The 14,851-nt window shown below is 38.7% G+C and carries 11 protein-coding genes, 1 tRNA gene and 2 pseudogenes; 4 read left to right on the top strand and 10 right to left on the bottom strand.

Features of this window, described 5'->3' with window-relative positions:
- Nucleotides 1–646: 646 nt before the first annotated feature.
- The 3 genes and pseudogenes from dut (ACFIKX_RS08935) to ACFIKX_RS08925 form a co-directional block, all read right to left on the bottom strand.
- Nucleotides 647–1,221: pseudogene (gene dut / locus ACFIKX_RS08935) on the bottom strand (dUTP diphosphatase).
- A gap of 85 nt (nucleotides 1,222–1,306) precedes the next feature.
- Nucleotides 1,307–1,837, bottom strand: coding sequence for a dUTP diphosphatase (gene dut / locus ACFIKX_RS08930; protein WP_375627768.1), 531 nt, complete (start codon nucleotides 1,835–1,837; stop codon nucleotides 1,307–1,309).
- A gap of 259 nt (nucleotides 1,838–2,096) precedes the next feature.
- Nucleotides 2,097–2,906 (bottom strand): VIT1/CCC1 transporter family protein, encoded by an 810-nt coding sequence (locus tag ACFIKX_RS08925; RefSeq protein WP_375627767.1) that lies wholly within the window; start codon nucleotides 2,904–2,906, stop codon nucleotides 2,097–2,099.
- A gap of 1,074 nt (nucleotides 2,907–3,980) precedes the next feature.
- On the opposite strand from ACFIKX_RS08925, the gene ACFIKX_RS08920 reads away from it, so the two are divergent.
- Nucleotides 3,981–4,745, top strand: coding sequence for a hypothetical protein (locus tag ACFIKX_RS08920; protein ID WP_375627766.1), 765 nt, complete (start codon nucleotides 3,981–3,983; stop codon nucleotides 4,743–4,745).
- A gap of 1,442 nt (nucleotides 4,746–6,187) precedes the next feature.
- On the opposite strand, the gene ACFIKX_RS08915 is transcribed toward ACFIKX_RS08920, so the two are convergent.
- The gene (locus ACFIKX_RS08915) at nucleotides 6,188–6,712 is read right to left on the bottom strand and encodes a type II toxin-antitoxin system PemK/MazF family toxin (protein WP_375613249.1); all 525 of its coding nucleotides are present in this window, start codon (nucleotides 6,710–6,712) and stop codon (nucleotides 6,188–6,190) included.
- Between the two features lie 164 nt (nucleotides 6,713–6,876).
- Between ACFIKX_RS08915 and ACFIKX_RS08910 the strand changes: the two genes are divergently transcribed.
- Complete coding sequence (locus ACFIKX_RS08910) at nucleotides 6,877–7,008, top strand: hypothetical protein (protein WP_375627765.1); 132 nt, start codon at nucleotides 6,877–6,879, stop codon at nucleotides 7,006–7,008.
- Here ACFIKX_RS08910 and ACFIKX_RS08905 read toward each other — a convergent pair.
- Together ACFIKX_RS08905 and ACFIKX_RS08900 are read right to left on the bottom strand one after the other, a co-directional pair.
- The gene (locus tag ACFIKX_RS08905) at nucleotides 7,005–7,577 is read right to left on the bottom strand and encodes a disulfide bond formation protein B (protein WP_375627764.1); all 573 of its coding nucleotides are present in this window, start codon (nucleotides 7,575–7,577) and stop codon (nucleotides 7,005–7,007) included. The genes ACFIKX_RS08910 and ACFIKX_RS08905 overlap by 4 nt on opposite strands.
- Before the next feature lie 12 nt (nucleotides 7,578–7,589).
- On the bottom strand, nucleotides 7,590–8,195 hold the full coding sequence (locus tag ACFIKX_RS08900) for a YqaA family protein (RefSeq protein WP_375627763.1): 606 nt from the start codon (nucleotides 8,193–8,195) through the stop codon (nucleotides 7,590–7,592).
- Between the two features lie 221 nt (nucleotides 8,196–8,416).
- Between ACFIKX_RS08900 and ACFIKX_RS08895 the strand changes: the two genes are divergently transcribed.
- Nucleotides 8,417–8,501, top strand: a tRNA-Leu gene (locus ACFIKX_RS08895).
- Between the two features lie 1,599 nt (nucleotides 8,502–10,100).
- On the opposite strand, the gene ACFIKX_RS08890 is transcribed toward ACFIKX_RS08895, so the two are convergent.
- The 4 genes and pseudogenes from ACFIKX_RS08890 to fumC all read right to left on the bottom strand — a co-directional run bounded on the left by ACFIKX_RS08890 (nucleotide 10,101) and on the right by fumC (nucleotide 14,323).
- Nucleotides 10,101–10,988, bottom strand: coding sequence for an outer membrane protein (locus ACFIKX_RS08890; RefSeq protein ID WP_375627762.1), 888 nt, complete (start codon nucleotides 10,986–10,988; stop codon nucleotides 10,101–10,103).
- Nucleotides 10,989–11,616: 628 nt separating this feature from the next.
- Nucleotides 11,617–11,835, bottom strand: a pseudogene (locus ACFIKX_RS08885) (lyase family protein); the annotation flags it as partial.
- A 753-nt stretch (nucleotides 11,836–12,588) separates the two neighbouring features.
- Nucleotides 12,589–12,801 (bottom strand): hypothetical protein, encoded by a 213-nt coding sequence (locus tag ACFIKX_RS08880; RefSeq protein WP_375627761.1) that lies wholly within the window; start codon nucleotides 12,799–12,801, stop codon nucleotides 12,589–12,591.
- A gap of 133 nt (nucleotides 12,802–12,934) precedes the next feature.
- Nucleotides 12,935–14,323, bottom strand: coding sequence for a class II fumarate hydratase (gene fumC / locus ACFIKX_RS08875; RefSeq protein ID WP_375611602.1), 1,389 nt, complete (start codon nucleotides 14,321–14,323; stop codon nucleotides 12,935–12,937).
- A 227-nt stretch (nucleotides 14,324–14,550) separates the two neighbouring features.
- Here fumC and groES point away from each other — a divergent pair, with 227 nt between their 5' ends.
- Entirely contained in the window at nucleotides 14,551–14,847 is a 297-nt protein-coding gene (gene groES / locus ACFIKX_RS08870) for a co-chaperone GroES (RefSeq protein ID WP_005774667.1), read from the top strand.
- Nucleotides 14,848–14,851: the final 4 nt, after the last annotated feature.

The raw sequence follows: 14,851 nt of genomic DNA, 5'->3' as shown, positions 1-14,851 counted from the left end.
ACGCGTCCCTCACTGTAAAAAAGCTGTATAAATACAGCAAGTTATTTTTACATAAAACTTACATGTTATCCATAAATGGTATAACGGTAAAGCCCCCGTAACATAATCAAAAAACCTATCAAACATCACCATCTTTATGCTTAACAAAAGAGCAAGCGAGCACCATTATCGTATTTATATTTTTTTCCCAATGTTGTGATAGTGCTATTCATTGTAGGCATTTTTTCAGTTTTTATCTGCGTGCTAGCCACGTTTGGAATGTGAGAAACATGCTTTTGATTGATTTAATATAAATAGGCTTGCCATGAAACAATCTTACAGTATTGAGATTTCTCATTTAAGTTACAAGACAATTCATTATTATTATAAATCAATATGATGTATAGATTGTCGACATTACCAGCGGTGTGTGAGCTCTCAATGGTTAATGCCAATGTTTTTGTTATGGGGGAGGGGTATCTGGTGATAATGAAGTTTTGTATAGCGTGAGAGACGTAATTGAGAGATGATTGTTTAGAGGTGCGTTTAGTGAAAAAACTTTGAAAGCAAATGCGCACTCCTTCTGCACTTTAAAAGCTCAAAGAATTTCCAGTGAAAGAGTGGTTGGGTATGTGTTATTTTGAGAGTAGCGATTTTTCAGAGCTTCTTAAGTGTGTCCCGTTGAACCAAAACCTCCTGTTCCACGGCTCTCGTTATGGCTTTGGGTATTTTGCTCTGGTTCAATGGCACAAACATTAAGTTGGGATACAGGGGCGATGATTGTTTGGGTAATGCGCATGCCCCGTTGGATTGAAAAGTCTTCTTGTCCTAAATTGATAAGAAGGAGTTTGACTTCACTTCCGGATAGTCATACTCAATCGTTCCTGGAGTGTTGAGGCATGTGATGCCCGTGTTTTAAGGTTAAGCCAGAGCGTGGACGGATGCGTGCTTCACAAGCCCCCACGTGATAAATGAAAAATTGAGACCTGTTGGAATAAGTTCCCGCTGCCCAGGGGCAAGAACAAGCATTTCTTCTTTACCAATTGCTGCTTGTAAATCCAAGACCCGCAGAACCAGCCGTTGTGTAGTGAGGAAGCTTTCTTGTCCCAAGTGCAAGATGCTGAACGGATAAAGTCAAGGGGGGTGTGAAGATTGAGAAGAGACAGGAGAAGAGTAAGGATGCCCGTTTAGAGGGGCGTTTAGTGAAAAAACTTTGAAAGCAAATGCGCATTCCTTCTGCACTTTAAAAGCCCAAGGGGTTTTAAGTGAAAGAGTGATTAGAATAAGTGTGTGTGTTATTTTGAGAGTAGCGATTTTTCAGAGCTTCTTAAGTGTGTCCTGTTGAACCAAAACCTCCTGTTCCACGGCTCTCGTTATGGCTTTGGGTATTTTGTTCTGGTTCAATGGCGCAAACATTAACTTGAGATACGGGGGCGATGACTGTTTGGGCAATGCGCATGCCCCGTTGGATTGAAAAGTCTTCTTGTCCTAAATTGATAAGAAGGACTTTGACTTCACCACGGTAGTCACTATCAATCGTTCCTGGAGTGTTGAGGCATGTGATGCCGTGTTTTAAGGCTAAGCCAGAGCGTGGACGTATTTGTGCTTCAAACCCAAGAGATAAATGAAAAATGAGACCTGTTGGAATAAGTTCCCGCTGCCCAGGGGCAAGAACAAGCGTTTCTTCTTCTCCAATTGCTGCCCGTAGATCAAGACCCGCAGAACCCGCCGTCGCGTAGCAAGGAAGTTCTAAACCTTGTCCGTGTGCAAGACGCTGAACAAATAAAGTCTGGGCATGTGAAGATTGAGAAGAGACAGGATGGTTGTTTAGAGAGGCGTTTGTTTCAGTGTGCGACATGATCGAGGCATTTCCAAAATATGAGGTCTAGAAGAAAATGATACTTTAACAAAAGATATCTATAAAACCAAGTCGATAAAGGTGTGTGGATATAGGTTGTCCCCAGAGCTTGCTTATCATCTTTGGCTGACCTAAAATATTCCACAACACCACCTAACATTATCAAAGGCATTTTTCAATAATGGCATCATCAAGGATGGCTTATGCCTAGGGGCATGCGCTTATTTGAGATCTAAATTATGGTTACAGATAAGATTTTTTAGATACTACCGATAAGAATACCCGTGGCAAAAACCAGAGCTCCCCCAATGATGACCTGTAAAGAGGCGCGCCAAAAGGGAGTGGACATGAATTTGTTCTGAATCCAGACGATGGCGCCTAGTTCAAAAAAAACAATGATAAAAGCAATAATTGTCGCTACATAAAAAGAGTTGATCAAATAGGGAAGCGTATGACCTAGTCCTCCTAATGTTGTCATAATGCCGCTGGCAAGACCTCTTTTTAATGGCGAACCACGCCCTGATAATTTGCCGTCATCATGGGCTGCTTCTGTGAAACCCATTGAAAGTCCCGCACCAATTGAAGCTGAGAGCCCTATCAAAAAAGTTTGATGCGTGTCTCCCGTGGCAAAAGCTGCGGCAAAAATGGGGGCAAGGGTGGAGACAGAGCCATCCATTAACCCTGCAAGACCTGGTTGAATCCAAGTCAAAAGTGTTTGTCTTTGCGTTTTCGAAGGCTTTTTTATGGTGTGATTTGCCGCTGTTGTTTTTTGGGAGGGATGGCGGCTCTTTCCTTTCACAAGAGAAGTTTTGTCACATAATGAACCGATAGTGTTTGCACGATTATGGCAAGAAAGGCACAAAAGTTGCTTATAATTTTTAAGCTCTTGAAGCCCCATAGCGGTAAAAACTGCGGCTTCCTTAGAGGAATAAGGTTCTAGAGCTTTTGCATATTTTAAATAGAGCGCCGCATGTTGCTCTTTTAATTTGAGCGCTTTAAGTATCACGTTTTGTGCTGAACGAAAGGACAGGGCTTTACGTTGTACAAATGAAAAAAACGATCTCAACATTTTCTGTTCCTCTGCACTTTAGAATAATTCTAAAACATAAGAAAAATAAACCGAAAGTCAATCTAAAAGTTAAAAACTGACAAATTACAAAAAGGTTGCACTGAGAAAAAAGGTGATGGGATGCTGAGAAAGTACAAGGAGATTTATCAAATGGAGACGAGAGGGGCGCATGAAAGAAATGATTACGTGAAAAAATTTAAGAGACAATGTGCTTTATTTTGCTAAAGGGGCGTTTGAATGGAGCATTCTAATGTATTGATGCTCGAGAATATAGGAAAGGAATAAGCTAGCATCATCATTCATTTGATGCGTTCAAAATACTGTAACAGCTCTTGGAATTTGAGATGATTCTTTAAAAGAGATCTTTATTCAAGGGATAAAAGCCCATTTCGCGAGGGGGCCCCCGTGAAGAGTATAGAAGGGTAGAGCGGCAAAATTTCCATGAAATAATATAAACTCCATTGAGTCTTCTTAATCTTTACGCTTCATAAAAGAGCAAGCCGGTATCATCATACACCTTAGCTCCCAGTGTTGCGACAGTCTTTAGAACGGTTCATTATAGGCATGGCATTTTATTGTACAGTTTTACGCCACTCATTCTGCTTGTGGAGGTGTAAGCCAGTATTCTTATGATATTTACGCGCATTTTAGCGTTGTTACAGCTTTTGCATTTAGGTGGATTTTTTAGTGTGTAACGAATTATCTTTTGTGCTGTAATTGCAGGGGCAGGTTTTAGGGTGGGAGTGCATAAATGAAAGAGATATTATCATATCAAATTGTTTGATCACGCATAAAAATTTATGCTTTATGAAGGGGCATTTATCGCCTTGTAACTTGCCTGATATCTTGTATGAAAGCTCAAAATTCAGTAGGATTCCTCTCACTTCAAAACTTCTTATATTGAAGCAATTCAAATCATTTTCTTGTGGATCACAAGGAGGGGTGTGGGTGCTGTGTTTTTATTTAAAGTATGGGATGAGTTGAAATGTGAAAAGTGCATAATCTCTACGCGTTAACAAACGTTTTTGATGTTTTTAAAAAAGAGCGAAATTGTGCAGAAAAAAGGGAGCATATATGGAAAATAGTGATGGTTTGAAATTTTGGCGGCTTTCTGAAAAACTAACAATACTGCAGGCAGCGCTTTTAATAGTTGGATTAAATCCAGGAAAGTATTTGTTTGTCAACAAATTAGAACCAGAAAAAAGTGATATTTACGAAGATAACCTTTCCGTATCATCAGAGAAAACTGCTAATTTCCGTGCAGCCTATCATGCTATCGTTCAAGCGGGAAAAAGCAATCGATTAGAGATAGAATGGTCGTACTATAATTTTTCGGATTTTATAGATGCAGATTCCTCATATGTTCGCGTTGATGATTTAAAAGAATGGCTTTCATCGCGTGGTCTGTACCCTCCATTTTTTTTCCCTGAGGATGATTCTGCTGAGACTAAGGACCAAAAATATGCGTTTCAAGATCCAACGCATCCACGTTATGCTCCAAAGCTTGCTGCTATTGTTGCGGCATGGGAAGCGGTGAGTGAGGTTGAGGGTGGTAAAACTGTTAAAGGAACGCTTGCAAAATGGTTGCAACAGAATGCTGATCAATATGATTTACACAATAAGAAAAATGGTAAGTTAAAAAAGGATGTTATTGAGGAATTAGCGGCTGTTGCGAATTGGGAACCTACCGGAGGGGCGCCTAAGACACCTGCCAGCTCTCTTTTATCAAAAGAAAAAAATAAAAAGATCACTAAAATTGCGCTGCTTTTTTTGATAATTTTGAAGATAAACTCTTTTTCTGGGGGAGATTTTTACTTTTCTTCCCTAGATTATAAGTAATTGTTTTTCATTAAAAATAATTTTTATAGTGTTCCTCTGACTGTTCAGGCGGGGGAAAATAGACATTTTGGGGCAGTAAAATTTACCCTGTAGTTTTCGTAACTTACCTCTCTATTTTTGTTTGATTTTTTTGGGCATTTTAAAATCCAGATCAACTGAAATGGAGTGCAACATGATTAAAGTTAATCTTTTTTTTACTATGCGTAAAAGTGTGAAAATTTTTCGAGGAAATGTACGGATATTTGGCAATGTGTTGCGGATGAGGTGGTACATAAATCGTTTAGAGTAGGTGTATTGTCGTGTTGGTTAAAATTTGAAATGATCACTGTCAAATAGTCGAAGTTGAGCATCGTGCATTTCTTGGGTAAAGAAATCTTGTCATCTATGAGCGAGTGAGAGTTTTTCTTAAGAAATTTGCACAATAGTAAAACTAGTTAGCAAAACCCGTTCTTTGGCGTAACAAAAAGGATGTCATAAATGATTATCTCATCATAAATATGCTTTAAGAATAACCCTTGCGTGGCGAAAGTCTATGGCGTAGTCGCTATAGATTTTTGCTCTGTGTGTGGTGATCAATGCTCTTGTTTATCTCTTGTCAATGCAAGTGCCCATGAAAGTGATGGGTGTCTATTGCTCCATTGTGATGCTTGGTTGTTCATGTTTAGAAACGACAAGTGTATTAAATGTGATAGGGTTGATAGAAAGGAGAACGTATCCTGTAAAAATAGGTGTGTCTTTAAAATAAAGCTGATAAACGAAATTATTTTTTTATCTACCTTTTGTATAATGAGAAAAAGGTATTCAAAGTGCAAGCATAAGCAATTTAGCAGTAAATCCCAAAATAGCTTAACATAGATCGTTTCTAGGAGAAGAGGAAGAAAGTCTATCTGCAAAGCTATGTTAGGTCGTGTGACAGGTGAAATAATGCGGTTAGGGCAATAAACAATTGTTATTGGTGAAGAGATAGAAATCGGTTGGGTGTTGATTTCTGTTTTACTACAGAATTTTCTTTGTTATCTCGTAAAATACGATCGTTTGAGGTGTGGTCATATAAAGCGAAGCTTTTTTCAATCTTGGAAAGATATTCCCATTGCGGAAAATCATATAAAGTTTAAGCAACGGCAGAACGATTTTTTGTGCAATGAAATGATAAGTATGTACAACATCTCGGTAATCTCCATGGGAAACTTTACCGGATCCAAGGTGTGGATATTGTCTTCTGCTTACCCCAAATCGCAGATATTTCAAAACAACAACGGTGGAGAATGAATGTTGGATATGTTCTAGGGAAGGTTGCAAAAAATGGCAGTTTTCAAAAAAATACCAAAAATGACGAAAGGAGCGGTTTCCCACTCCTTCGTTCCTATCTCCCCTTGCGGGGAAGCGGCCACCATTACTGATGCCGTGTATGGTGATATAGGTACACTTATTTTTCTCAAAAGTCAATAGTGTAAATGCGGTAAATATTTGAGCATTAGAGCTACAACTTTATGAAAATCTTCGCAGGATAACCTTGGAACGGTACGTGAGCAACTTAAACGACTTACAGAAACTGTTGTGACATAATTGCAGATAATCCATGCTTTTTTATTCTCTATAGGAGATTGTATTGGATACGCAGCGGGATTATTGGGTTGTGATTTCGTTGAAAAAGGTAAAACTGTCACATTTCCATATAATTTTGCATTCTTAGAAAGCACTAAAACAGGCCGCTTTTTCCAAAATTCAGGGAGTATCGAATCATGAGGAAAATCGCACCAAAAAACTTGCCTGATGCGTGGTGCCGATTTGATTCGTGGTTTTATATGAGGTGGTTTTTCGTAAGGCGCATTTAAATCCCTTTCTTTTATATGCTCGCGCCATGCATTATGATCATGTTCCATCATAACACATGGTTCTTCAAGTTTGGTTATATCTAAGGAAATAGGTGATAGGGTAGAAGGCTCTGTGTTTTTATCTTCAGCCATAGCAGACCATTTATATTTATTGGTCCCCTCACTTATTATTTTACGGCTTTTCTATCACGAGTTTTTATCAAAATGTTGCTTATAAGTACAGAGAGGTGAAACCATAAAATGGATGTATCTGCTCATTTTTGTCTTTTGAGTACAACGCTAGAGGAGGGATGTTGGTGACTCGTTGGTGTTGGTGGGTTGGTTTGGCGGTGGGTGGTTTTGGGTGGGGATTGGTGACTGGAGGGTTGTTGGTGGAAAGCAATTGGAGAGAACGAGTGCACGCGGTTTCGTTTCTATTTTATGGTTAGAGTTTTTTATGGACTGAAAGGAGCCCTTTTGAAGTAATATAGAGGCTTATAAGGGAGAAAAATAGGCTTGAGACGACATTCCAACCGGCAAATGAGAGAAAAAGAAAGCGTGCGGATGCTTCAGAACAAGAAGGGGGATGAATGTTGTTTAATTGGTTAAGCAGCTGGTTAATGTCTGAGGTTTTTCTGACTGCGCTTAAACCACAGCTGAGGGGAGCTTCCCAAAAGCCATATTCAACACCCGCATGATAAACGGCTAAAACAAGGCTGATGCACATTAAGACAAAAACACACAAAAATAAAAGTTGTATCCAAGCAGTTATGCGAAAAAAACATGCTCCAAAACCTGCTAAGAGCAAAAATGGTATGGCTCCATAATAAGGAAAACGCTCTATGAGACATAAATCGCAAGGAAGATATCCTCCGAAATATTCAAAACCAAGGGCAATACCTATTGTGGCAGACAAGCAAAAAGCGAGAAAAAAAGCCCATAAACTTTGTTCTTTTCTGCTGAGTTCAACATGAAGGTGCTTGTGTAAAAGTGGATGAGAAGACAAAACGCATGCCATTAAGTCTGTTCCTTATAAAAGCTTCTTGTTTAAAAAAGCTATGAAAATCCCATAAATTAAAAGGAGGCTAACACAACCAATGAGAACAATCCATTTGAAATGCTGTACTAGAAAATTCATTGCTTTTTGTCCAAAATGTTTAATCAGCCACGCGAGAAGATAAAAACGAGCGCCTCTAGAAAAAATACAAATAAGCATGAAAAGTTCAAGACGTACACTCATAACACCGGCCAAAATTGTGACAATCTTGATGGGGGGAAGATGAAAAAAACCTGATGTTATCAGTAAAATGATGAGAAATTGCAGGGTTGCACTATTTTTCAGAGATTCAAAACTTTCAACCTTACCATAAATTTCTAAAATGGGTTTGGCAAGGGTATCATAGGCAAAATGTCCGATAAACCAACCGGCAATGCCTCCTAATACAGAACAGATTGTCGCAATCAAAGCATAGCGATAAACCCGTTTTTGATGGATAAGAAGCATCGGAATATATAAAACATCTATGGGAATTGGAAAAATAGAACTTTCAATAAAGGCAATGAAACCAAGCCAGTGTGGTGCTGTACGCCGATTTGCTAAAGAAATCGTCCAAAGCTTTAATTTGTTTAATATCATGAGGCTTTTATAAGTTTAAGAGGTAAAGACTTTACAAATGAGATTGCTATAAATCCGGTAGAGAAATCCAATAAAGAAAGTATTTCATAAAATAGATAAGAAAATGATATGAATTCTTAAAAAATGAGAAGTCTTCTGTTGACGAATCTGTTCTTCTTCATATAGTGCAAAGGAATAATCGACAAGTCTGTCTTTTATAGTCCTGTCTTTTATAGCAGTGTGCGGGTGTGGTGGAACTGGTAGACGCGCCAGACTCAAAATCTGGTTCCGAGAGGAGTGTCGGTTCGAGTCCGACCACCCGCACCACTTCATAAGTATTTTCCTTGATCCTGTTATGGTGCATCACGTTGTTTTATAGAACATGGGATTTATAAAACATGGAATTTATAGACCGTGTTCAATGTTTTGTATGTTGAATGAAAAACCTCGAATACCGTAGGATTCTCTCATTTCAAGTCTGCTTATAGTAAATCAACCAAAATCATGTCGCTCGTGCGTTACAAGCTAGATGAGCTCGTGTGGAGTGAAATTTTACAAAAAATGAATAAAAATGCCTCTTATGCCGTTTCAAGGGCATCATTGGAGGTTAAAGTGTATGATGGATTGTGGGGGTGCCTGCTTGCACTTTTATGAAGTGTAGAGATGGTGCTCTATAGATTTTATATTCTTGTAGGTGCTGTCGCAAAATGGGCTTGAGGGTTTTGAGAGATGTTTCTTTAAAATACGCATGTGAATTGGCAACCAAAGTGTCTTGAATTTGAGTGTGTTTGGTTTGAAGCGTTGTCGTATGACGTGAGGGGCGTGATCGCCAAAAAGATATGTGAGCAACAAAAACATGGGGTAGTGCGTAATCTCCACTCTTTAAAAGACAGGAGCTTTAGAGGCTTTATAGATTTTATATTCTTGTAGGTGCTGTCGCAAAATGGGCTTGAGGGTTTTGAGAGATGTTTCTTTAAAACACGCATGTGAATTGGCAACCCAAGTGTCTTGAATTTGAGTGTGTTTGGTTTGAAGCGTTGTCGTATGACATGAGGGGCGTGATCGCCAAAAAGATATGTGAGCAACAAAAACATGGGGTAGTGTGTAATCTCCTCTCTTTAAAAGACAGGAGCATGAGAGGCTTAAAAGATTTTGCTTTAGAGGCTTTTGAAAGTTGTAACGCAGAGGGAAATGGTAAGGTTGGAAATTGGTTTTTTACCTTGACAACTTCATGTTCTCTCCAAATGAAGCTGTCTTCCCGTTACAGAAATTACATAAACAGAGAACCGCAATATCCTCTCTCCACTCTGGCATACAATAGCGGTAAAATACTGTCGTTTGAAGTGTGGTCATATAGGGCATACTTCCTTGAAACGTTACAGTATTTTTTTCGGTGTGTGTTGGATATTCTTAAATGTGTTTGTCTTGCCTTAGGTTTAAGGGCATTCCATGAGGAGGAGCCCAAAGAAACCCGCTAAAATCCCCCCAATATCCCCAAGAGTCTCCAAGAGTTTTTGTGCTTTTATAAACGGACATGGTGTTTAAAAATGGGTGTTTAAAAATGGGTTTTTAGAATCTTTATCCTTTAAGAGCGGGGAGGCCAAGTCAACATCATCCTATAACACTGCAATTGATGCACAATATCTATATTTATTTTAAAGAAATATCTCTTAAATAACGGCTCTCATTTATTTTACGATGGCGCCCAGTGGTATGATGGTAAAGCTTTTATATTCCAAAGGCATTACATGAAAGGCTGAGAGGATAGGAGTTTGCTTTAAGAGAGGGAGAGGCTTTATTGTTTCGTGACTATTTGTTTACAGTTTAGTACTGGTTTTTAGAAGCTACGTCTTTTTAGGGGGAAAGGGGCATTAAAAAACCCCGTTTTTAACAGGGTTTTTTAATCGTTCAATTTTTCTACAAAACTTAGAATTTATAAGCGATACCAAAGCGAACATCATGCGTTTGAGAAGAGATTTTAAGGTTATCGTTTGCAAATTTCTTTTTAAAAAAATCTGAATAACGATATTCTGTACGCATGATGATATTATCTGTCATTGCAAGATCAAAACCACCACCAACAGTGTAACCAAACATTGTTTTTGTCTCATTTAACACATTGCCAGAAGCAAAAATTGTCGAATCTTCTTGCGATTTTGATAAAAGTGACATGATATATTGCATCTGTCTATAGGCTATACCCCCTGCAATATAAGGCATAAGACGATGGGAAGCAAAACCAATACGCGCGCGCGCGGCACCAGACCACGTTTCTTTCAATGTTACACTGCTAACAACAATGTCACCATAGTTGGATATCGTTTCACCCTGAGCTGCAGATTTTATGATAGGAATCCCAGCTTTTTTAAAGGCAATGTTAATGGAGTTTGATTCATCTAGAATTTTCTTTCCATTGTCTGTTTGGGTGCTTTTCCTCCCAGACCAGACCATGTCGGTATCAAAACCGAAAACAAGATCTCCCAGATCAATATTAGAACCTGCATACAAACCTGCTCTCAATCCTGATAGTTTCGGTGATAAATCTCTATCAACCCAAGCCCATTTTCCGTCCCTAGCTTCTTGTGCGTAATTTAGAGTATTTTTATTGGAAAAATATCCAATTTGTCCTCCAAAATAAAAACCAGACCAAGAAAAAGGCGCAGAAACAGTAACCGGTGAAATACGTGACGATGAAACATCTTGCAATGAAACCTTCGGTTCTGATTGTTTAAAGATTACCGTATCTGCTGCTTGCGCTGTTGAAGCGGTAATGAAGGTGAAAATAGATAGTGCAACTAAACATTTTGTTTTCATAAAAACGTCCCCAATTTATTTCAGATACAAATCGTATTATATACAAATTGGTTAAAAAAATCTATATTTAATATCATTATGAAAACTAAAATACTCAAAAACTCCATAATTATCCATATTTAAGCGTTCTTAAAACTTATTTTCATGCTATTATCCCACGTTTATATTGATTTTTCAGGATTTTTTTATACTTTTTCAATGTTCTCTGTGTTTTAGAAAAAATTATAGTATAGTAAATAAGCTTTTTACTTATTTAAAAAACATTATTTTATATATATATTAAAACACTTTTTGTTATTAAATGTATTATCCATTATGATTGACATCAATGTGCTTACATATTCAATTGATCGTAAAAAATGCATATTGGCACCATCATATTCTTTGCTCGTTTCTGATGTTGCGTAGCTTTGTATTGCGATAGCCTTTTGAGCACTTGAGGGGATGAGCGACTTTATTTCTTTTTTATCTATATGCCACTTTTGCTTATGATAATCCAAGCGAATAGTTTTGATTGATTGAATGGAATACGAAGAATAAGAAGGAGTAAAGTGCGAGAATCTCAAGTCTCATGAGGTTTCTTATGCGCCATGTAAAACGGATAAACTCTCCGTTCCGTTCGCTTAAAGCCGGAACGTGGATGAGAGCCTAAAAACTGAATGTCGTTGGCGATTTTAAAGAGATTAGCGCGTGCACTCAGGTTTTTGTGGAAATGGGTGAGGGCGCTATAATGGGCAAATGCCTCCAATTTCTTGCGAGCTGTCAAGGATATCCCGTCAAAGAGTGGATTGTTTCAGCAAAGGTCAAAACCTTTCGGTGCATTGAATTTTGTTCCAATAGCTGTTCCTCTATTGAACACCCATCTTCACGCTTCATAAAAGAGACATTTTTCAATGTTCCTAAACCCATTTCATGACAGCGATTGTGAATGATATAATAATAAATCTATTGAGCACCTATCTTCACGCTTCATAAAGGAAACATTTTTCAATGTTCCTAAACCCATTTCACGACGGCGATTGTGAATGATATAATAATAAATCTATTGAGCACCCATCTTCACGCTTCATAAAGGAGACATTTCTCAATGTTCCTAAACCCATTTCATGACAGCGATTGTGAATGGTATAATAATAAATCTATTGAGCATCTCTTTTACGCTTCATAAAGGAGCAAGCCGGTACCATTACTATATTTGCCAGTTCGTGGGGTGTTGTGACAGTCCTCTCCACAATGTTGTGACAGGTCCCTTTGTCCGTTCCCTTTGTCCGTTGTGACAGTCCTTGGCACTTGAGGTTGTTCATTAGAGGCGTTTGTAGTCCTTATCGGATACAATTTCTATTCATACATTCATTGCGTTTGTGATGTGCAAGTCAGTGATTTTGATTGATGCAACATGGGACCGATTTAAAATGAGAAAATCTTACGGTCTTTAGGATTCTCATTCAATATGGATAACGCTAGATTATCATTATAAATAAACACATTATCTCATTGAGATAAGAGTTATCTACCCAATGTTATCAATAATGATAACATTGTAAAGCGTAACTACGATGAATTCATTAATCTTTTTATACTTTGATTGAAATTATGTCTATTAATACCGATTTTTTTGAGCTAATTCTGTTTGGTTGATAGCTAATAGATTTTCAAAATCAAGACGCGAAGCTAGAATGAAAAACACCTTAAGGTCATATCCATTTAAATCACTTTCTGCCAGTATAGCCATTGGGTGTTGAGCTATGACTATCCATGCCTTTGCAAAACCGTTGTGCCTTTTAAGTACAATATAAGCAACAAAACCACCCATAGCATAAATGCGGATCAGAGCCTAAAATGAACGCTGTGGGTAATTGTTATCGGTCATCATCGGGGTGTTTACACCCCGATCTTTTGACAGAAAGATTTGTTTTAAGATGTTTGCATCTTTTTTAGTGGGTTGTTTATTGGGGAGCAATCATCTTTTTAGGATCAACTAATCGGTCATAATCCTCTACAAAAACGCCTGCTTTTAATGCTTCGGTGCGCAAAGTTGTATCATTTTTATGCGCTGCTTTGGCAATTTCAGCAGCTTTTTCATAGCCAATTTCTGGTGCAAGAGCTGTGACTAACATGAGTGAGCGCTCCATGAGTGAGTGAATATGAACACGATTGGCTCGTAATCCTTGAATGCAATGCATATCAAAAGAACGCATGCAATCACCAAGAAGGGTAATTGATTGTAAAACGTTATAGCCAATAACAGGTTTATAAACGTTGAGTTCAAAATGTCCTTGGCTTGCGGCAAAGGTTACGCTGGTGTGATTACCAAAAACTTGGCATGCGACCATGGTTAAGGCTTCACATTGCGTGGGGTTGACTTTGCCGGGCATAATAGAAGAGCCTGGTTCATTTTCAGGAAGACTGAGTTCCCCTAAACCGGAACGTGGACCAGAGCCTAAAAACCGAATGTCATTGGCAATTTTAAACAGATCAGCAGCGAGAGCATTCAAGCTCCCGTGGAAATGCGCAAGGGCACCATGATGGGCAAGTGCTTCAAATTTATTGCTGGCAGTTTGGAACGTTATTTCTGTGAGAGTGCTCACTGTTTGCGCAAAAGCAACGTCAAAACCTTTTGGCGCATTCAGCCCTGTGCCAACAGCCGTACCACCTTGAGCAAGCATTTGGACATCGGTTAGAGCATTTTCAATACGCTGAAAATTGGCTTCTAATGCGGCACGATAGCCTGAAAATTCTTGCCCTAAGGTTAAAGGGGTTGCATCTTGCGTATGGGTGCGGCCGATTTTAATGATATCTGCAAATTCTTGCTCTTTTTGTTTTAATGTCGCAATAAGAGCTTCAAGGATTGGCAGTAAGTGTTGGCGTGTTTGCAACGTGGTGGCAATGTGAAGCGCCGTGGGAAAGGAATCGTTCGATGATTGGCTCATATTGACATGGTCATTGGGATGAACTGGTTTTTTGCTTCCAAGTTTTCCTCCCAAAATCTTACTAGCACGATTAGCAATGACTTCATTGACATTCATATTGCTTTGTGTGCCAGAACCTGTTTGCCAGACGGACAGTGGAAAATGCGTATCAAAATCGCCAGCAAGCACTTCATCAGCGGCGGCAATAATTGCTTTTCCAATATTTTCTGGTAGTTTTCCTTTGCCCATATTTACAATCGCTGCTGCTTTTTTGACAAGGACTAAGGCATAGATGATGGCAAGAGGCTGCTTTTCACTGCCAATATTAAAATTATGCAGAGAACGTTCAGTTTGTGCGCCCCAATAACGATCTTGACGTACCGAAATCGTTCCAAAGCTATCCGTTTCCTGACGTGTTTCAACCATGATAAGATCCTTTTTTGTTCACGGGTTCTCAAAAAAGATAGATAACGCGAAAGTGCAATAAGAGGCAAGACTTTGAAGCTTCATTTAGAGAAATTATTTTTATGGCTATTCTTGACATTGAGAGATGCCGATTTTATATCTAACACATGCTAGCACTCGTAATTTGAGAGTGCTAGCAAGAACTTTTAAGATTAATTCAATTATGTTCAGTTTTAAGGATTTAAAACATGGCTAATATACAATTCCGCCCACTTCACGACCGTGTCGTTGTCCGTCGGGTTGAATCTGAAAATAAAACGGCTGGTGGGATTATCATCCCTGATACAGCAAAAGAAAAACCCCAAGAAGGCGAAGTGATTGCTGTTGGCAATGGCGCTCTCGATGATAACGGAAAGCGCGTGCCTTTAGAAGTCAAAACAGGAGACCGTATTTTGTTTGGAAAATGGTCTGGAACTGAAGTCAAGATTAATGGGGAAGACCTCCTCATCATGAAAGAATCTGACATTATGGGAATTATGGGCTAATTGA

This window comes from Bartonella sp. CM86QHHN, from assembly GCF_042194695.1.
In the GTDB taxonomy this organism is placed as follows: domain Bacteria; phylum Pseudomonadota; class Alphaproteobacteria; order Rhizobiales; family Rhizobiaceae; genus Bartonella.
Note: the sequence above shows the minus strand (reverse complement) of the source record. Positions and strands in the feature narration are given on the sequence as shown.